We start from the raw sequence: 18,243 nt of genomic DNA on the forward strand, positions 1-18,243 counted from the left end.
TTGCCCGAATGAAAAAGAATCTAGTATAACGAGGTCACTATAAATGAGGAGAACAACATGATCCGCTGGCAGGATGTGCACCATTCCGAACTGACCGTTTCTGAGTTGTATGCGTTACTGAAATTGCGCTGCGAAGTGTTTGTGGTTGAGCAGGCCTGCGCTTATCTGGATGTGGATGGTGATGACCTGGTGGGCGAGAACCGCCATCTTCTCGGCTGGAAAGGTGACGAACTGGTGGCGTATGCGAGGATTCTGAAAAGTGATGATGATCTCTCTCCGGTGGCTATCGGTCGTGTGATTGTCAGTGCGCAGGTTCGCGGCGAAAAACTGGGCTATCAGTTGATGGAACGCGCGGTGCTTTCCTGCGAGCAACACTGGCCGCAGCATGCGCTATATCTGGGCGCGCAGGCGCATCTCCAATCTTTCTATGCCCATTTTGGTTTTCAACCCGTTACCGATGTGTATGACGAAGATGGTATTGCACATATCGGGATGGCGCGCGAGATCCGCCAGGCGTAACCGACAGCCTTTGTCTATAGTTAGCGGACAGGTGCATAACATGGAGACAACAGATGGCATATCATTCTTATGAATCACATATTGATGACGACCTGACCCTGCTGAGCGAAACGCTGGAAGAAATTCTCCGCTCATCGGGCGACCCCGCAGATCAAAAGTACATTGAGTTGAAGGCCCGTGCCGAACAGGCGCTGCATGAAGTGAAAAACCGCGTCAGCAGTGCATCGGATACGTACTACTACCGTGCGAAAAAAGCCGTTTATCGCGCAGATGACTACGTGCATGAAAAACCGTGGCAGGGCATTGGTGCCGGTGCCGCAGTGGGTCTGGTGCTCGGTCTGCTGTTAGCCCGCCGCTAACGTTTCACTTCCCCTCCCTGGAAGGGGGTACTGTTATTACGCTAAGTACCCCGTATACTATGTGGTTTTTAACAGGGAGGGGCTCGCGTGTACTCCATTTCCTCGGCGCTTTCACACTTACACCGTTGCCTGACCGACGACATTCCCCGGTCGTCAGGATTTTGCTTTTTTGATGCCCCTTTCCCGTTAAACGACGCTTTTGATCCCCTGACCTGGCTTGCCAGCCAGGGCGTGTGGCCGCAATTTTACTGGCAGCAACGTAGCGGCGATGACGAAGCCGCCGCGCTTGGCGCATTGCGCCGTTTCTCTTCTTTACCCCAGGCGCAAGATTTTTTGCAGCAAAGCGCTGAAGATGTTCGCATCTGGGGGCTTAACGCGTTTGATCCCATACAAGGCGAACTGTTTTTACCGCGTCTGGAGTGGCGTCGGGAAGGCGGTCATGCCTTTCTGCGCGTCTATATTTTCAGCGAGACGTCCCTGTATGATGACGCGCAGCGCGCGCTCACGTTTCTTTCGGCGCTGGTGGAATCGACACCGTTGCAAAACGTGCAGCAAACGTGCCTTGAGCAGCATCACATCCCTGAGCGCGATGGCTGGCGAACGCTGATTGCGCAGGCGCTGCAAACGCTGGAAAGCGGCGAGCTGGATAAAGTCGTACTGGCCCGCGCAACGGATTACCATTTTGCCAGCGCAGTGGACGCCGCCGCGTTGATGGCCGCCAGCCGTCGCCTCAATCATCACTGTTTTCATTTCATGATGGCGTTTAATGCGCAAACGGCCTTTTTAGGCTCAACGCCGGAGCGGCTGTGGCGTCGCCGTGGTAGCGCCTTACGCACTGAAGCGCTGGCCGGAACGGTTGCTAATCGTGAAGATGACCAGCAGGCGCAACAGCTTGCCGACTGGCTAATGGCTGATGATAAAAACCAGCGGGAGAATATGCTGGTGGTGGAGGATATCTGCCAGCGTTTACAGCAGCAAACTGGTGCGCTGGAGGTGCTGCCGCCGAAAGTGGTCCGGCTGCGTAAAGTACAGCATCTTCGCCGCTGTATCTGGACCGATCTGCAAACGCCGGATGACGCGCTCTGCCTGAAAATGCTCCAGCCAACAGCGGCAGTTGCAGGATTGCCACGCCGTGAGGCGCGGGCATTTATTGCGCATCATGAGCCTTTTCAGCGCGAGTGGTATGCCGGTTCGGCGGGTTATCTTTCGCGGCAACAGAGTGAGTTCTGCGTTGCCCTGCGTTCGGCAAAAATTGACGGCAATACCGTACGTCTTTATGCCGGTGCAGGCATTGTTTCCGGTTCAGACGCGGAGCAAGAGTGGCAGGAAATTGAGAACAAAGCGGCGGGATTGCGATCATTATTACAACTTAGTCACGCATAACCGACTCATATCAAAAATACATAGTTCCTGATTATTTATACTAAGCCGTAATATTGATACCGGACAAATTCATGTCGATAAGCTCATTTAACCGACGCTGGGCGGCGGTGATCCTCGAAGCCCTTACCCGTCACGGCGTCAGGCATGTATGCATTGCCCCCGGATCCCGTTCCACCCCATTAACGCTGGCCGCAGCGGAAAATCACGCCTTTATTCATCACACCCATTTTGATGAGCGTGGTTTAGGCCACCTTGCGCTGGGGCTGGCAAAGGCCAGCAATGAGCCGGTGGCGGTGATCGTGACATCCGGCACGGCGGTGGCGAATCTTTATCCCGCGCTGATTGAAGCGGGGCTGACCGGTGAAAAACTGGTGTTGCTGACGGCGGACCGACCGCCAGAGTTGATTGACTGCGGTGCCAACCAGGCAATTCGTCAGCCGGGCATGTTTGCCACGCATCCTACGGAATCTCTCGCGCTCCCGCGTCCGTCGCAGGACATTCCTGCGCGCTGGCTGGTTTCCACCCTTGATAACCTGCTGGGTTCGTTACAGGGCGGCGCGGTACATATTAACTGCCCGTTTGCTGAGCCGCTGTACGGTGAAATGGATGATACTGGCCTTGCCTGGCAGCAGGCGCTGGGTGACTGGTGGCAGGCAGACACGCCATGGTTGCGCGCACCGAATAGGGTGAGCAGCGAAACGCAGCGCGACTGGTTTTTCTGGCGACAAAAACGCGGCGTGATAGTGGCAGGGCGCATGAGCGCGGCTGAAGGCCGTTTGCTTGCTGAATGGGCGAAAACGCTCGGCTGGCCGCTGATTGGTGATGCGCTTTCGCAGACCGGGCAACCGCTGCCGTGCGCCGATCTCTGGCTCGGTAATGGCCAGGCAGTGGCGGAGCTGAATCAGGCGCAGATTGTGTTGCAGTTTGGTAGCAGCCTGACCGGCAAACGTCTGTTGCAGTGGCAGGCGACCTGCGAACCGGAAGAGTACTGGCTGATTGATCGCCTGCAAGGGCGGCTCGATCCGGCCCATCATCGCGGGCGTCGGCTGGTTTCAAGCGTTGCCGACTGGCTGGAGCTGCATCCGGCTGAACCGCGCGCACCCTGGTGCGAGGCGATCCCACACCTTTCAGCGCAGGCCTGGGAAACCGTTTGTGCGAAGCGCGATATTTTTGGCGAGGCGCAACTGGCGCACCGCATCGCGGATTATTTGCCAGCCCAGGGGCAGCTTTTTCTTGGTAATAGCCTGGTCGTGCGGCTGGTCGATGCACTGGGGCAGCTCCCGGCCGGGTATCCGGTTTACAGCAATCGCGGCGCCAGCGGTATCGACGGCTTGCTTTCAACGGCGGCGGGCGTTCAGCGCGCTACCGCGCGCCCTACGCTGGCGATTGTGGGCGATCTCTCCGCGCTTTACGATCTCAATGCGCTGGCGCTGCTGCGGCAGGCTTCTGCGCCGTTCGTCCTGCTGGTGGTGAATAACAATGGTGGGCAAATTTTCTCGCTACTGCCCACGCCGCCCGCCGAGCGCGAGCAATTTTATTTGATGCCGCAGAATGTCCATTTTGCGCATGCTGCAGCGATGTTTAACCTGGCTTACCATCAACCAGAGAATTGGGCTGAGCTTGAGCAGGCGCTGGAAGGCGCCTGGTGCAAGCCAGGTGCGACGGTGATTGAACTGGTGGTGAACGCAACCGACGGCGCGCGGACGTTACAAACGCTGTTGGCGCAGGTGAGCCATCTGTGATCCTGCACGGTAAAACCATTAGTGGACACCAGCCGCAACCGTGGCTGGTGTTTCTGCATGGTTTTTCCGGCGATAACCGCGAGTGGCAACCCGTTGGCGACGCGCTGAGTGATTTCCCGCGCTTGTACCTCGATCTGCCCGGACATGGCGGTTCAGCCCATATTGGCGTTGCGTCCTTTGATGCGCTGGACGCGCTGCTGCGCACCACCCTTGAGTATTACAACATACGCAACTACTGGCTGGTGGGGTATTCGCTTGGTGGGCGCGTGGCGATGTACCACGCCTGCCTGCATCCTGCCGGGCTGTGCGGTCTGGTGGTTGAAGGTGGCCACCCGGGACTGACATCCGCTGACGATCGCGCACAGCGGCTGCGTAATGATCAGCAGTGGGCTGCGCGTTTTCGCCAGCAGCCATTGAGTGAGGTATTTGACGCCTGGTACCGGCAACCCGTTTTTGCCACGCTGAGCGAATCGCAACGAGCGGCGCTGGTGGCCACACGCGACGAGAATAACGGCGCAACGCTGGCGGCGATGCTGGAGGCCACTTCGCTTGCCTGCCAGCCTGATTTGCGCGCCGCCCTTCAGACACTTTCTGTGCCAGTACATTATTTATACGGTGAACATGACAGCAAATTTCAGGCGCTGGCGACGCAAGTCTCGCGCCACTGTCACGCCATTCCTGCCGCCGGGCACAACGCGCACCGGGAAAATCCCGCTGACGTTATTGCCGCCCTGGCGCGTATTCTGCGTCTTGAGACAAAGGACACATTATGATCCACCCAGATGAAAACATGCTTTATGCGCCGGTTGAATGGCGTGACTGTTCTGAAGGTTACACCGACATCCGTTATCAGAAATCGGCCGATGGTATTGCCAAGATCACCATTAACCGCCCGCAGGTGCGCAATGCGTTCCGTCCGCTGACGGTTAAAGAGATGATTCAGGCCATGGCTGATGCGCGTTATGACGACAGCGTGGGCGTGATTATTCTGACTGGCGAAGGGGATAAAGCCTTCTGTTCCGGCGGCGATCAAAAAGTGCGCGGCGATTACGGCGGCTACCAGGATGATTCTGGCGTGCATCATCTCAACGTGCTGGATTTCCAGCGCCAGATCCGCACCTGCCCGAAACCGGTGGTGGCGATGGTGGCGGGTTACTCCATCGGCGGCGGTCACGTGCTGCACATGATGTGCGATCTGACGATTGCGGCGGAAAATGCCATTTTCGGCCAGACCGGCCCGAAAGTTGGCTCCTTCGATGGCGGCTGGGGGGCGTCTTACATGGCGCGCATCGTTGGGCAGAAAAAAGCACGTGAAATCTGGTTCCTTTGCCGTCAGTACGATGCCAAACAGGCGCTCGATATGGGACTGGTCAACACCGTTGTACCGGTTGCCGATCTTGAGAAAGAGACTGTGCGCTGGTGTCGCGAAATGCTGCAAAACAGCCCAATGGCGCTGCGCTGCCTGAAAGCTGCGCTGAACGCCGACTGCGATGGTCAGGCGGGCCTGCAGGAGCTGGCGGGTAACGCCACCATGCTGTTCTACATGACCGAAGAAGGTCAGGAAGGCCGCAATGCGTTTAACGAAAAACGCCAGCCTGATTTCAGCAAATTCAAACGGAATCCATAATGCGACAGGCGCAGGTTTACCGCTGGCAAATCCCGCTTGATGCGGGCGTGGTGCTGCGTGAGCGGCGCCTGAAAACACGTGACGGGTTGTTCGTTCATCTCACCGAGGGCGAGCGTGAAGGCTGGGGGGAGATTTCCCCTCTGCCGGGGTTTAGCCTGGAAACGCTGGATGACGTTCAGCCTGTTGTGGTGGCGTGGGTGCGTAGCTGGCGCGACGGCGAACAGCCACCGCTGCCGGATGCGCCTTCTGCGGCATTTGGTTTGAGTTGCGCGCTGGCAGAGCTTAGCGATGCGCTGCCGCAGGCGGCGGATTACCGTGCCGCGATGCTGTGTAGCGGTGACCCGGATGAACTGTTCGTCGCGCTTGCTGCTTTGCCGGGTGAGAAGCTGGCGAAAGTGAAAGTGGGGTTGTATGAAGCGGTGCGTGACGGCATGGTGGTCAACTTGCTGCTGGAGTCGATTCCCGATCTCTGTTTGCGCCTCGATGCTAACCGCGCCTGGACGCCGCTGAAAGCGCAACAGTTTGCGAAGTATGTCAATCCGGCTTATCGCTCGCGCATTGCGTTTCTTGAAGAACCCTGCAAGACGCGCGAGGAGTCACTGGCGTTTGCCCGCGAGACCGGCATTACCCTCGCCTGGGATGAGAGCCTGCGTGACGCGGACTTTCGTTTTGAGCAGCAGCCCGGAGTCGGTGCCGTGGTGATTAAACCGATGCTGACCGGCAGTTTGCAGAAAGTCCAACAACAGGTTGCTGCGGCGAAAGCGCTGGGGCTGACGACCGTTATCAGTTCGTCAATTGAATCGAGCCTTGGTCTGACGCAACTGGCGCGTATCGCCGCCTGGCTGACGCCGGGAACGGTGCCGGGTCTCGATACGCTGCAATTAATGCAAACGCAGCTGCTCCGCCGCTGGCCTGAGAGTGATTTACCCTGCTTGTCGGTTGATGCGCTGGAACCATTGCTATGATTTTCCCCGACTGGCCCTGGCGTCACTGGCGTAAGGTACGTGGCGAGCAGGCGGCAATTCGTCTTGAGCAGCAAAGCCTTAACTGGCGTGAGCTCTGTATGCGTATTGACAGGCTGGCCAGCGGGTTTGCCCGCCAGGGCGTGCAGTCGGGCGATGGCGTCATGTTACGCGCGCGCAACCAGCCAGAGACGTTGCTGGCGTGGCTGGCGCTGTTGCAATGCGGTGCGCGGGTTTTACCGCTGAACCCGCAGTTGCCCGCCACGCAACTGGAGGCGCTGTTACCACAGTTGACGCTGCGTTTTGCGCTCGACCTGGAGTCACACGCGGCGTACGCCGGTTTAACATCGCTGGCGTTAAGCGAGGCTGATGGCGATTTCGCCGTTGACTGGCAGCCTCAACGGCTGGCGTCAATGACCCTGACTTCCGGTTCTACCGGGCTGCCGAAAGCCGCCGTGCATACCTGCGCGGCGCATTTTGCCAGTGCACAGGGCGTGCTGGCGCTGATCCCGTTTACCGCGAAAGACGACTGGCTTCTCTCGTTGCCGCTGTTTCATGTTTCGGGGCAGGGGATTTTATGGCGCTGGCTGCTGGCTGGCGCGCGGATCACCGTGCGGCAAAAAGCGCCGCTGGAGCAGGCGCTGGCCGGGTGCAGTCACGCCTCGCTGGTTCCAACGCAGCTGTGGCGCTTGTTGAATGACAATGTACCAGTCTCGCTGAAAGCGGTGTTACTGGGCGGCGCGGCGATCCCCGTCGAACTCACGCAGCAGGCCCGCGAGCGCGGGATTCGCAGCTGGTGCGGTTACGGCTTAACTGAATTTGCCTCGACGGTGTGTGCGAAAGAAGCCGATGGTCAGCCTGATGTTGGCTACGCGTTGCCAGGGCGTGAAGTGAAAATTGTCGGCGAGGAAGTCTGGCTGCGTGCCGCCAGCATGGCGTCGGGTTACTGGTGCAACGGAGAACTCCTCCCGTTGGTAAACAGTGAAGGCTGGTTTGCCACGCGCGATCGCGGCGAGCTGAACAATGGCTGCCTGACCATTCACGGTCGTCTGGACAATCTTTTTTTCAGCGGTGGGGAAGGCATTCAGCCAGAAGAAGTTGAACGCATTATTGCCCGCCACCCCCAAGTGCAGCAGGTGCTGGTGGTGCCTGTCGATGACGCCGAATTTGGTCAACGCCCGGTGGCGGTGGTGGAGTGCGCAGGTGACGTAAATGCCGATGCGCTGAGCCAATGGGTCGCTGATAAACTGGCCCGTTTCCAGCAGCCGGTACGCTGGCTGATGTTGCCCGCAGCGCTTAAAAATGGCGGTATTAAGATCTCCCGGCGCGCCGTTCAGCAGTGGGTTAGCACCCTTGACGGTAACACGTAAAAATAGCGGCAGGACTATTTTTGCGAGCCTTTACGACAAACTGACTGGCCGATAAACCCCCCTCCCGCAAGTGTGTTAGTTTGCGCTCTGGCTTCTGAAACGCAGGGATAGCGATGCCGCATTCATCCTCTTCTACACCGCACGATGCGGTGTTTCGCAAATTATTATCACATGCGCAAACCGCTCGTGATTTTTTCGACATTCACCTGCCAGAGCATTTGATTGCACTGTGTGATCTTTCCACGCTGCATCTGGAATCGGGCAGTTTTGTTGAGGAAGATCTGCGATATTGCTACTCGGATATTCTCTATTCGCTGAGAACACGCGCTGGCGACGGTTATCTTTATGCCTTGATTGAACACCAAAGTTCACCGGATAAAAATATGGCCTTTCGCCTGATGCGCTATGCCATTGCCGCAATGCAGCGCCATCTTGATAAAGGGCATGGTGAATTGCCAGTGGTTATCCCGATGCTTTTTTATCATGGACGCGTCACGCCGTATCCGTGGTCGCTACGCTGGCTGGATGCCTTTCAGTTGCCGCAGCAGGCGGAAAAACTCTACACCAGCGCGTTTCCACTGGTGGATATCACCCAACTTCCCGATGCTGAAATTGTGCAACATCGACGTATTGCGATGCTTGAGCTTTTACAAAAACATGTCCGGCAACGCGATATGCTGGAGTTTCAGGAGCAACTGGTCAGCCTGCTGGCGCTGGGCTACACTGGCGGCGAACAGTTGAAGACGTTGCTGCATTATTTGTTGAAGGCGGGTCATACCGCCGATCCGGCAGCGTTTTTAACCGCCATTGCCAGCAGAACCACGGATCATCAGCAAAAGGAGGCGTTAATGAATATTGCACAATATCTTCGCGAAGAAGGCATGACGTTTGGCCTGGAAAAGGGACGAGCCGAAGGTGTTCGACAAGAAGCGCTGCGCATTGCCAAAGTGATGCTGGAAAAAGGAATGGAGCCCGATGTCGTAGCAACATTAACCGGGCTACCGGCGGAAGTGGTGGAAAAGGTCAGCCATTGAGCATGCTTTCAGAGCAACCCTTTCATCCTTAATGTATTGCGGGTCGCGTCGTTCAGATCGTAGCGGTGCAGATCCGCAGGTTTTACCCACGCGTAATCCTGGAATTCGTCATTAATGCTGACTTCGCGATTGGCGCTGACGCAATCAAAAATCAAGTAAATCATATAGATTTGCTCTTTGCTGCCATCGGCGTAGGTTTTCACCCGGATATCATCGCGAAACGTCCACGGCGTGATTTCGCTCAGCTCCAGCTTGCCACCCAATTCTTCACGGATCTCCCGGTGCAGCGCCTCTTCAATCCGCTCGCCCGGCTCAACACCACCGCCGGATAATGCCCATTGACCGGGAAAAACACCGCGATCGTCGGCCATTTTACACAGCAAATAGGCGCCGTCATTTTGAATCAGTGGGCATACAATCGTCCGTTGTCGCATGGTTAATTCCTTTAGCGTGATGAATAGAATGCGCCATGTTAACGCAATCGCTGGTGCGGAAAAATTGACCCCATCTATATTTACTGACCTTTTTATTCATTCTTCTGACAGAAAAATAAGCGTACAATCAGAGGCTTTTGGGCATCAGGCCCGTTATGTGCGGAAATCAAAAATGAAGAACGTTGCTTTATTAGGTTTAGCCAGCGTGTTGCTGGTCTCTGCTGGGGCGCAGGCCGTGAGTCTGAACGGCCAGATTGGGAAAGATTACACCAACTTTGGTTTTGGTTTGGGTACCGAAACCAGCGGCATCGCCGTGAGCGGTAACTGGGCACACAGTGAAGATGATGGTGATATCGCCGGCCTGGGGCTTGGTTACAACATCCCGCTTGGTCCGTTCCTTGCAACCGTCGGCGGGAAAGGCATTTATCTGAATCCGGATGTGGGCAGCGAAGGTTATGCCGTTGCGGTCGGCGGCGGGCTGCAGTGGAAAATCGCCAGTAGCTTTAGCATCTTCGGTGAATACTACTACTCGCCGGATTCACTCTCCAGCGGCGTGAAAGAGTACCAGGAAGCGAACGCCGGGGCGCGTTACACCATTATGCGCCCGCTGACGGTTGAGGCTGGTTACCGCTACATCGACATGACCGGTAAAGAAGGACGTCGGGACAACGCTGTGGCTGATGGCCCGTATGTTGGCGTTAGCGCCAGTTTCTAATCCCCTGGCGCGGCATCTGTCCGCGCCCGTTTGTCTCCGTTTTTCCTCTGCGCATGCGCTATAGTGTTTCAACCTCGATTGCAGGAGCTAACGATGTTAAATGTGGAGATGTTATCGACCGGCGATGAAGTGCTGCATGGCCAGATTGTGGATACCAATGCGGCCTGGCTGGCTGATTTTTTCTTTAACCAGGGGGTGCCCCTCACGCGCCGTAACACCGTGGGCGATAACCTTGATGATTTGGTTGCTATCCTGCGTGAACGTAGTGAGCACGCGGATGTGCTGATTGTGAATGGCGGCCTGGGGCCGACCAGCGACGATCTCAGCGCGCTGGCGGCGGCGACCGCCAAAGGTGAAGCGCTGGTGCTACACGAAGCGTGGCTGGCACAAATGGAACGCTTCTTTACCGAACGTGGCCGCGTGATGGCGCCGAGTAACCGCAAACAGGCCGAGATCCCGGCCAGCGCCGAACTGGTGGATAACCCGGTCGGTACCGCCTGTGGTTTTGCTCTGCAACTCAACCGTTGCCTGATGTTCTTCACGCCGGGCGTACCGTCGGAATTTAAAGTGATGGTGGAACAAGAAATTCTGCCGCGCCTGCGCGCACGCTTTACCCTGCCGGAGCCGCCGGTTTGCCTGCGCTTAACCACTTTTGGTCGCTCAGAGAGCGATCTGGCGCAGAGCCTGCAACACCTGCAACTGCCGCTAGGCGTGGTGATGGGCTACCGCTCTTCGATGCCGATTATCGAATTAAAACTGACTGGCCCGGCAGAACATCGCGCCGCGATGGAAGCGCTGTGGCCGGAAGTGAAACGCGTCGCCGGGGAAAGTTTGATTTTTGAAGGCACCGACGGTTTACCGGCCGCGCTTGCCGCAACCCTGCGGGAACGTCAGCTCAGTCTGACGCTGAGCGAACAGTTCACCGGCGGTCTGGTGGCATTACAACTTTCACGCGCTGGTGCGCCGCTGCTGGCCAGCGAAGTGTTACCGTCGCAGGCGGAAGCGCTGGCGCAAAGCGCTCGCTGGACCACCGAGCTGCGCAATCGCCATCTCGCCGGGCTGGCGCTGACAGTGACCGGTCTTGAAGAGGATCATCTTAACTTCGCGCTGGCGACGCCGGAAGGCACCCGCGCGCTGCGGGTGAAATTCAATACTACCCGCCACGGGCTGGTGGTGCGCCAGGAAGTGTGCGCCATGATGGCGCTGAACATTCTGCGCCGCTGGCTGGCGGGCAAAGATATTGCCAGCGATCACGGCTGGATCAATGTGGTGGAAACGCTGTCGGTAGAGTAATCGCTGAGGGTAACGGCATGCCGTTACCCCAATGCGTTTGCCAGTAGCGTAATGGGATGTTCACAGCGTTTGCTGGTGGACATCTCAATTTGCCATTTGCAGGTTTCACAATCCGTCACCACCAGATCCGCGCCGCTGGCTTCAATTTGCTCGAACAACGGCGCGCCAATCGCCTGCGATGTCGGGTAGTTTTCGCTTTTAAAGCCGTAGGTTCCGGCAATCCCGCAGCAGCGCGAATCCAGCACCGTCAACTCAAGCCCGGGGATGCGCCGCAGCAGCTCCAGCGTGTAGTGCGTCCAGCCCATTTTTTCCATATGACACGGCGTGTGATAGACCACCTTCAGCGGGGTTTCTCTCAGCGGCAACGAGCGACCTTCGTCGAGCATGCGCCAGATCCAGCGCGTGGCTAAATCGATATGCGAGCGCAGATGGCTGTTATCCACATCCAGCAGGTGAGGATATTCATCGCGCAGGGTGAAAGCACAGGTGGACGAGGTTGCGATAACCGGCAATCCCTCGGTGCCGATGGCTTGCTCCAGTGAGCGCACATTAAACTGCGCCTGTTTTTTCGCTTTATCGAAAAAGCCATTCGCAATCAATGGGACGCCACAGCACTTTTCCCGCTGCAACAACTGTACGCCGATGCCCATATGGTTCAGCACGCGGATCAGATCTTTACCCAACTGGGGATGGTTGTAATTCACGTAGCAACCGTGGAAAAACGCCACCTGCTGCGCAAATGTCTGTTGCTTTGCGGCAATGCTGCGATACCAGCGGCGAAATGTGCCTCTGGAATATTTTGGCAACGTGCGGTGGTGATCGATTTTTAATGCGGTATCCAGCAACTGGCGCACGGGTTTGAGCGATGTTGCCGCATTTACCAGCGGCGCCATCGGTGTTGATAGCGTCCCCATCAGGTCGGTGTGGCTGAGAATAGTATTACGTATGGAGAGTTTTTTCGGCGCGTACTGAGCACGGGCGCGCTGAATAATATCGCCAATTTTCACCCCGGACGGGCAGGCGGTTTCGCAGCGTTTGCAGTTGGTGCAGTACTTCAGCGCATCATCATACAGCGCGGCGTCTTTTAACCGCAGGCGCTCGCCATCAGGGCCTGCCTGTTTCGGGCCAGGATAAGCGGGGTTGACGCGGCTGACCGGGCAGGCGGTGGTGCAAACGGTGCATTTAATGCAGCTTTCAAATTGCGTATTGTTCATTGTTCGCCTCCCTGTGCGCGAATTTGCTGTGCGGCATGCAGCGCGGTGACGACGCAAACGCCGCCGCCGCACCCCTGGGCGATGGCATCAAAACCGCCCAGCACGGAACCAACCACATAGAGATTGTTCACGGCGTTCCCCTGACGCAAGCCGTGTAGTTGCGCGTCGGTCTGCACGCCAAACTGCTGCCACGGCGGGCTGTCAAACACATCATCGCGATACCACTCCTGACGCTGTGCGCTTTGCAGCACGTCGAGATCAAACACCGTTTCCCGCACGCGATCGCGCCCGGCAACCAGCCCGTTACTGAAAAAACTGCCGCTGGCGAGCACCACATTGCGCGCACGCAGTGGGATATCTTCATGTTTACGCGTCCACACTTGTGTGACACGCTGGTCGGCGATATCGGCACGCAGTACATCGTCACCGGGCATCCAGTTACCGCCGCTGCGTATAAACGCCTGTTGCAGGAGTTGCTGCATGCGCATACCCGGTACGGAAGGCGGCAGCGTGGGCAGCAGGCGCAGCGGGCAGGCCAGTTGCTGATTAAGGCGCGTAAAGACGCTACTGTCCGTCAGACCAAAGCAGGCGGGCAGATAGAGCATCGCGTAGTGCTGGCTTAGCGGCAGCAGCGCTTCGTACAGCGCGTTGTAGTGTTCGGGTGCGTCCAGCAGGCGGGCGATATTCACCGCGCGAAATTCACTGGGGTTGTCGCGCAGCCGATCCAGCAGCGGCAGATCTATCTCTTCTGCCTGTGCATCAATACCGCGTTTACGCAGCGCACCTGCCGCAAGCTGCGGCTGGAAATCAAGAAAGCCACTGATACCGACTACGCCAGTGTGCTGGTGAATTTCTGTTTTTACCGGCGCTTCCTGCGGGCTAAGCCAGGCGGTGCGGAATGTGCCAAGCGGCGTCACGCGCTGGTGCGGCGTATCAACATTGCCCTGTAACGCCAGCCCGCAATCTGCCAGCAACGTCTGCGCCTGTTGTGCGTAATGGCGAACCTGGTCTGCGCCGAGCCGGGCATAAGGGTGATTAGCATGGTGCTGTTGGAGGTGCGCGATGGCGCTATCAAGCGTATCGATAGGTTGACCGTCGGGTAAATGCGAAAGCAAATCCAGCGAGCCGGAGGAGAAGCTCAGAGCACTCTGTCCACGGCTGACAATAGCGCAGCGCTGGCCGCTCTGAACAAGACGGATCCCGCACACCAAACCGGCCAGCCCGCCCCCGATAATAACCGTATCAAATCTCATCTTCCGCCTCCTTTTCCAGACCACACAATCCCTGATAAACCCAGCGAGTGAATTCACTTTCCCGCAGCGCATCGCCCCAGGCGACGGGTTTAACGCCTTTCCAGCGCTCATTAAGAAAATCGGCCAGTTGGTGCAGAGATTCACTTTCAGTCGTGACATGCATGCGGTTAAGCAAACCAGCGGCACGGCAGGCGCACAATTCGCCCTGGCAAGTGCCCATCCCGACGCGTGTGCGGCGGCGTAAATCAAGCAGCGAATGGACATTGAGGTTTTCGACCGCGTACTGCACTTCTCCAGCGGTGACGGCTTCACATTCGCAAACCAGACTGCGGTTATGTCTGTCGCTGCCAAGCCAGGCTGGCGTACGATCGCCATGGCGATAGACCGCCGAACCACGTAGCGGCGTCGGCAGAGAGATGATTTTTTTGAGTGCCTGTTCAGTCGGCTCGCGGGAGCCAGGCAGCGGCGCGGTTGCGGTAGTGCAGGGAGCATGATGATTGAGCTTGCGACACACGGCATCCGTCGCCCATTCGGCCATCAGCCGGTAAGTCATCAGCTTGCCGCCGGTAATAGTGATAAAACCTTCCAGCCCATCGCGCTGCGCGTGATCCAGCAACACAATTCCCCGGCTGACGTTGCGCCCGCTCGGGTCATCATCGCTGGCGACCAGCGGTCTCACACCGGCGTAAGCACGCAGGATGCGCGTTTTTGCCATTACCGGTGCCAGTTTTTCCCCTTCACGCAGCAGAATATCCACTTCGTCAGGCGTGACGCGCAGGTTATCGATGTCGGCGTAATCAATATGTGTTGAGGTGGTACCAATCAGGGAAATCGTGTCGCCAGGTACCAGAATATCGGCGTCGGCGGGTTTGCGGCAGCGGTTGATGACGTGCTGGTTAATACGGTGATCGAGGATCAGCAGCGCGCCTTTCGCCGGGAACATGCGGATCGACAGGTCGGCATATTCGGCAATGCGCTGCCCCCAGATCCCGGCGGCATTCACCACCACTGGCGCGTGGAGTTCCTGGGTTTCACCACTGGCAGGGTGATATAGCCGCACGCCGCTCACCGTGTCGCCATGGCGGATCAGACCACACACTTCGTGCCCGGTGAGGATTTTGGCACCGTGCTCGCGCGCGTCCAGCATATTGCTGGCGGTGAGGCGAAAAGGATCCACCGTACCGTCCGGTACGCGCACCGCGCCGATCAGTGCCGGGTTGACGCTTGGCTCCATGCGTAGCGCCTCCTGCGGTGACATGGCCTGCGCCGGTATCCCCGCTTGCAGACAGGCGTCAATAAACTGGCTTTGATACACCAGGTCATCTTCCGGCAGGGTAATAAACAGGCCATCTGTCGGTTCGATACAGTGGCGGGCGATGCGTTTAAGGATCTGGTTTTCGGCAATACATTCACGCGCTGATTCGTTATCGGTCACCGCGTAACGCGCACCGCTGTGCAGCAGGCCGTGGTTGCGACCGGTCGCGCCGGTGGCGATATCGTGGCGTTCAAGCAGCACCACACGCAAGCCGCGCAGGGCGCAGTCGCGGGCAATGCCTGCGCCGGTCGCGCCGCCGCCGATAATAATCACATCGTAGTCACTGGAGTTGCGCATGTTCGCGTCCTTCTGGTCGACGTTCCTTAGCAATCATTTAGCCATACTATGATTGTGGTTTGTTTGATATCGCGCATATTCGAGCAAAAAACGAAAGTGAAACGCGCTTTCATGCGTGAAGTTAGATGTTTGTCATATTTCTGTAACAATACCTGCGACAACTCATTCACTCTGGTTAAAACTTTCACTACAATCCGCCGCGAATAACTCTGGTTATGTTCGTTTTCACTCATTAATGAAAGATATGAGTCTTACCGCGCCACGGAGGCCGCTATGTTGAGTATTTTTAGACCTGCCCCCCATCAATCGCGTCTGCCCGATGCGCAAATCGATCCGCTGTACCGGCGGTTGCGCTGGCAGATTTTCCTCGGGATCTTCTTCGGCTATGCCGCCTACTATCTGGTGCGTAAGAACTTTGCGCTCGCAATGCCGTATCTGGTCGAACAGGGCTTTTCCCGTGGCGATCTGGGGTTTGCGCTGTCCGGTATCTCCATTGCCTACGGCTTTTCTAAATTTATTATGGGTTCGGTGTCTGATCGCTCGAATCCGCGCGTTTTCCTGCCCGCCGGGTTAATTCTGGCGGCGGCGGTGATGCTGTTTATGGGCTTCGTGCCGTGGGCAACCTCCAGCATCATGGTCATGTTTGTGCTGCTGTTCCTCTGTGGCTGGTTCCAGGGGATGGGCTGGCCGCCGTGTGGGCGCACCATGGTGCACTGGTGGTCGCAAAAAGAGCGCGGCGGCATTGTGTCGGTATGGAACTGCGCGCATAACGTCGGCGGCGGCATTCCTCCGCTGCTGTTCCTGTTGGGGATGGCGTGGTTTAACGACTGGCATGCGGCGCTGTATATGCCCGCGTTTGGCGCAATTCTGGTGGCGATTTTGGCCTTCGCTCTGATGCGCGACACCCCGCAATCCTGCGGTTTACCGCCGATTGAAGAGTACAAAAACGATTACCCGGATGATTACAGCGACAAACACGAAGAAGAGTTGTCCGCAAAGCAGATTTTCATGCAGTACATCCTGCCGAACAAACTGCTGTGGTATATCGCGGTAGCGAACGTTTTTGTTTATCTGCTGCGCTACGGCATTCTCGACTGGTCGCCGACCTACCTGAAAGAGGTGAAACACTTCGCGCTGGATAAATCCTCGTGGGCCTATTTCTTCTATGAATATGCGGGCATTCCCGGCACGCTGCTGTGCGGCTGGATGTCGGACAAAGTCTTCCGCGGAAACCGCGGCGCAACGGGCGTGTTCTTTATGACACTGGTGACCATTGCGACAATCGTTTACTGGTTGAACCCACCGGGTAACCCGAGCGTGGATATGGCCTGCATGATTGTCATCGGCTTCCTGATTTACGGCCCGGTGATGTTGATTGGTCTGCATGCGCTGGAGCTGGCACCGAAAAAAGCGGCGGGTACGGCGGCGGGCTTTACCGGCTTGTTTGGCTATCTTGGTGGTTCTGTCGCCGCCAGCGCCATTGTCGGTTATACCGTTGATTTCTTCGGCTGGGATGGTGGCTTTATGGTGATGATTGGCGGCAGCATTCTGGCGGTTTTACTGCTGGTTATCGTGATGATTGGCGAGAAACGTCACCATGCCGACGTGCTGGCGCGTCGCAGCTAACAGGGAGCACTGATGAAAACCACTTTCACCCGTATGACCTCAAGCCTGCTGCTGGCAGGCGCGTTAACCAGCCAGGCGCTGGCCGCCGATAAAATCGTTATCGCCCATCGTGGTGCCAGCGGTTATTTGCCGGAACATACTTTACCGGCGAAGGCGATGGCCTATGCACAGGGCGCGGATTTCCTTGAACAAGATCTGGTGATGACCAAAGACGACCAGTTGGTCGTCTTGCACGATCACTATCTCGACCGCGTAACGGATGTCGCGGAGCGCTTCCCGCAGCGCGCGCGTAAAGACGGGCGTTACTACGCCATCGACTTTACGCTCGACGAGATCCGCTCGCTGAAGTTTACCGAAGGGTTCGAACTGGAAAAGGGCAAGAAAGTGCAGGTCTATCCGGGGCGTTTCCCGATGGGTAAATCCGATTTCCGCATTCATACGTTTGAAGAGGAGATCGAGTTTGTGCAGGGGTTAAACCACTCCACTGGCAAGAACATCGGTATTTATCCGGAGATCAAAGCGCCCTGGTTCCACCATCAGGAAGGCAAAGACATTGCCGCAAAAACGCTGGAAGTGCTGAAAAAGTACGGCTACACCAGCAAGCAGGACAACGTGTACCTGCAATGTTTTGATGTCAATGAGCTCAAGCGCATTAAGAATGAGCTGGAACCGAAGATGGGGATGGATCTCAAACTGGTGCAGCTGATTGCATATACCAACTGGAATGAAACGCAGGAGCAGCAGCCGGATGGCAAATGGGTGAATTACAGTTACGACTGGATGTTCAAACCCGGCGCGATGAAGCAAATCGCGCAGTATGCCGACGGCATCGGCCCGGACTACCACATGCTGGTGGCGGACGGTTCAAAACCGGGTAACGTGAAGCTAACGGCAATGGTTAAAGAGGCGCATGCCAGCCATTTGCAGGTCCATCCGTTTACCGTACGCGCGGATCAGCTTCCGCCGTATGCCAGCGATGTGAATCAGCTCTATAAGGTGTTGTATCAGCAGGCGGGTGTCGATGGTTTGTTCACCGATTTCCCGGATAAAGCGGTACAGTTTTTACAGCACAAGTAAAACAAAAGGGCCTGTGAAGGCCC

At 57.0% G+C, this 18,243-nt stretch carries 17 protein-coding genes; 13 read left to right on the forward strand and 4 right to left on the reverse strand.

The features are described from left to right. Nucleotides 1-57 precede the first annotated feature (57 nt). The 9 genes from ACFX4U_RS12700 (at nt 58) to ACFX4U_RS12740 (ending at nt 8,996) form a co-directional block, all read left to right on the forward strand. Nucleotides 58-519 carry a GNAT family N-acetyltransferase gene (locus ACFX4U_RS12700; RefSeq protein ID WP_305735464.1) on the forward strand — a complete coding sequence of 154 codons (462 nt, stop codon included), beginning with the start codon at nt 58-60 and terminating at the stop codon, nt 517-519. Nucleotides 520-572: 53 nt separating this feature from the next. Beyond that, on the forward strand, nt 573-878 hold the full coding sequence (gene elaB / locus ACFX4U_RS12705; protein ID WP_017458585.1) for a stress response protein ElaB: 306 nt from the start codon (nt 573-575) through the stop codon (nt 876-878). A gap of 87 nt (nt 879-965) precedes the next feature. Next, nucleotides 966-2,261, forward strand: a complete 1,296-nt coding sequence (gene menF, locus ACFX4U_RS12710; protein ID WP_313506615.1) for an isochorismate synthase MenF — start codon at nt 966-968, stop codon at nt 2,259-2,261. A gap of 71 nt (nt 2,262-2,332) precedes the next feature. Further along, entirely contained in the window at nt 2,333-4,003 is a 1,671-nt protein-coding gene (menD, locus tag ACFX4U_RS12715; protein ID WP_313506616.1) for a 2-succinyl-5-enolpyruvyl-6-hydroxy-3-cyclohexene-1-carboxylic-acid synthase, read from the forward strand. Next, nucleotides 4,000-4,776 carry a 2-succinyl-6-hydroxy-2,4-cyclohexadiene-1-carboxylate synthase gene (gene menH / locus ACFX4U_RS12720; protein WP_313506617.1) on the forward strand — a complete coding sequence of 259 codons (777 nt, stop codon included), beginning with the start codon at nt 4,000-4,002 and terminating at the stop codon, nt 4,774-4,776. Before menD ends, menH begins: the two co-directional genes overlap by 4 nt. Then, entirely contained in the window at nt 4,773-5,630 is an 858-nt protein-coding gene (menB, locus tag ACFX4U_RS12725; protein ID WP_017458581.1) for a 1,4-dihydroxy-2-naphthoyl-CoA synthase, read from the forward strand. Before menH ends, menB begins: the two co-directional genes overlap by 4 nt. Further along, entirely contained in the window at nt 5,630-6,595 is a 966-nt protein-coding gene (gene menC, locus ACFX4U_RS12730) for an o-succinylbenzoate synthase (protein WP_313506618.1), read from the forward strand. The genes menB and menC overlap by 1 nt, the downstream gene beginning before the upstream one ends. Further along, the gene (gene menE, locus ACFX4U_RS12735; protein ID WP_313506619.1) at nt 6,592-7,962 is read left to right on the forward strand and encodes an o-succinylbenzoate--CoA ligase; all 1,371 of its coding nucleotides are present in this window, start codon (nt 6,592-6,594) and stop codon (nt 7,960-7,962) included. Before menC ends, menE begins: the two co-directional genes overlap by 4 nt. Nucleotides 7,963-8,075: 113 nt before the next feature. Further along, nucleotides 8,076-8,996 carry an Rpn family recombination-promoting nuclease/putative transposase gene (locus tag ACFX4U_RS12740; protein ID WP_313506620.1) on the forward strand — a complete coding sequence of 307 codons (921 nt, stop codon included), beginning with the start codon at nt 8,076-8,078 and terminating at the stop codon, nt 8,994-8,996. An 8-nt stretch (nt 8,997-9,004) separates the two neighbouring features. Here the strand turns inward: ACFX4U_RS12740 and nudI are convergent, their stop codons facing one another. Next, nucleotides 9,005-9,430 carry a nucleoside triphosphatase NudI gene (gene nudI, locus ACFX4U_RS12745; RefSeq protein WP_313506621.1) on the reverse strand — a complete coding sequence of 142 codons (426 nt, stop codon included), beginning with the start codon at nt 9,428-9,430 and terminating at the stop codon, nt 9,005-9,007. A 172-nt stretch (nt 9,431-9,602) separates the two neighbouring features. On the opposite strand from nudI, the gene ACFX4U_RS12750 reads away from it, so the two are divergent. Together ACFX4U_RS12750 and ACFX4U_RS12755 are read left to right on the forward strand one after the other, a co-directional pair. Continuing rightward, complete coding sequence (locus ACFX4U_RS12750) at nt 9,603-10,145, forward strand: YfaZ family outer membrane protein (protein WP_017458576.1); 543 nt, start codon at nt 9,603-9,605, stop codon at nt 10,143-10,145. Nucleotides 10,146-10,238: 93 nt separating this feature from the next. After that, nucleotides 10,239-11,438, forward strand: a complete 1,200-nt coding sequence (locus ACFX4U_RS12755; protein WP_313506622.1) for a nicotinamide mononucleotide deamidase-related protein YfaY — start codon at nt 10,239-10,241, stop codon at nt 11,436-11,438. 23 nt (nt 11,439-11,461) lie between these two features. Here the strand turns inward: ACFX4U_RS12755 and glpC are convergent, their stop codons facing one another. The 3 genes from glpC to glpA are packed head-to-tail and all read right to left on the reverse strand — an operon-like array spanning nt 11,462 to nt 15,517. Beyond that, on the reverse strand, nt 11,462-12,652 hold the full coding sequence (gene glpC, locus ACFX4U_RS12760) for an anaerobic glycerol-3-phosphate dehydrogenase subunit GlpC (protein ID WP_313506623.1): 1,191 nt from the start codon (nt 12,650-12,652) through the stop codon (nt 11,462-11,464). After that, nucleotides 12,649-13,905, reverse strand: coding sequence for a glycerol-3-phosphate dehydrogenase subunit GlpB (gene glpB, locus ACFX4U_RS12765; protein WP_313506624.1), 1,257 nt, complete (start codon nt 13,903-13,905; stop codon nt 12,649-12,651). The genes glpC and glpB overlap by 4 nt, the downstream gene beginning before the upstream one ends. Beyond that, the gene (gene glpA / locus ACFX4U_RS12770) at nt 13,895-15,517 is read right to left on the reverse strand and encodes an anaerobic glycerol-3-phosphate dehydrogenase subunit A (protein WP_313506625.1); all 1,623 of its coding nucleotides are present in this window, start codon (nt 15,515-15,517) and stop codon (nt 13,895-13,897) included. The genes glpB and glpA overlap by 11 nt, the downstream gene beginning before the upstream one ends. 273 nt (nt 15,518-15,790) lie before the next feature. On the opposite strand from glpA, the gene glpT reads away from it, so the two are divergent. Further along, complete coding sequence (gene glpT, locus ACFX4U_RS12775) at nt 15,791-17,143, forward strand: glycerol-3-phosphate transporter (RefSeq protein WP_305735476.1); 1,353 nt, start codon at nt 15,791-15,793, stop codon at nt 17,141-17,143. A 12-nt stretch (nt 17,144-17,155) separates the two neighbouring features. Next, the gene (gene glpQ, locus ACFX4U_RS12780; RefSeq protein ID WP_313506626.1) at nt 17,156-18,220 is read left to right on the forward strand and encodes a glycerophosphodiester phosphodiesterase; all 1,065 of its coding nucleotides are present in this window, start codon (nt 17,156-17,158) and stop codon (nt 18,218-18,220) included. Nucleotides 18,221-18,243 lie beyond the last annotated feature (23 nt).

The organism is Kosakonia sp. YIM B13588 (assembly GCF_042788165.1).
In the GTDB taxonomy this organism is placed as follows: domain Bacteria; phylum Pseudomonadota; class Gammaproteobacteria; order Enterobacterales; family Enterobacteriaceae; genus Kosakonia; species Kosakonia sacchari.

Coding starts and splice junctions, on each gene's coding strand:
- ACFX4U_RS12700 (WP_305735464.1), top strand. CDS start 58: ATGATCCGCTGGCAGGATGTGCACCATTCCGAACTGACCGTTTCTGAG.
- elaB (WP_017458585.1), top strand. CDS start 573: ATGGCATATCATTCTTATGAATCACATATTGATGACGACCTGACCCTG.
- menD (WP_313506616.1), top strand. CDS start 2,333: ATGTCGATAAGCTCATTTAACCGACGCTGGGCGGCGGTGATCCTCGAA.
- menB (WP_017458581.1), top strand. CDS start 4,773: ATGATCCACCCAGATGAAAACATGCTTTATGCGCCGGTTGAATGGCGT.
- menC (WP_313506618.1), top strand. CDS start 5,630: ATGCGACAGGCGCAGGTTTACCGCTGGCAAATCCCGCTTGATGCGGGC.
- menE (WP_313506619.1), top strand. CDS start 6,592: ATGATTTTCCCCGACTGGCCCTGGCGTCACTGGCGTAAGGTACGTGGC.
- ACFX4U_RS12740 (WP_313506620.1), top strand. CDS start 8,076: ATGCCGCATTCATCCTCTTCTACACCGCACGATGCGGTGTTTCGCAAA.
- nudI (WP_313506621.1), bottom strand. CDS start 9,430: ATGCGACAACGGACGATTGTATGCCCACTGATTCAAAATGACGGCGCC.
- ACFX4U_RS12750 (WP_017458576.1), top strand. CDS start 9,603: ATGAAGAACGTTGCTTTATTAGGTTTAGCCAGCGTGTTGCTGGTCTCT.
- ACFX4U_RS12755 (WP_313506622.1), top strand. CDS start 10,239: ATGTTAAATGTGGAGATGTTATCGACCGGCGATGAAGTGCTGCATGGC.
- glpC (WP_313506623.1), bottom strand. CDS start 12,652: ATGAACAATACGCAATTTGAAAGCTGCATTAAATGCACCGTTTGCACC.
- glpB (WP_313506624.1), bottom strand. CDS start 13,905: ATGAGATTTGATACGGTTATTATCGGGGGCGGGCTGGCCGGTTTGGTG.
- glpA (WP_313506625.1), bottom strand. CDS start 15,517: ATGCGCAACTCCAGTGACTACGATGTGATTATTATCGGCGGCGGCGCG.
- glpT (WP_305735476.1), top strand. CDS start 15,791: ATGTTGAGTATTTTTAGACCTGCCCCCCATCAATCGCGTCTGCCCGAT.
- glpQ (WP_313506626.1), top strand. CDS start 17,156: ATGAAAACCACTTTCACCCGTATGACCTCAAGCCTGCTGCTGGCAGGC.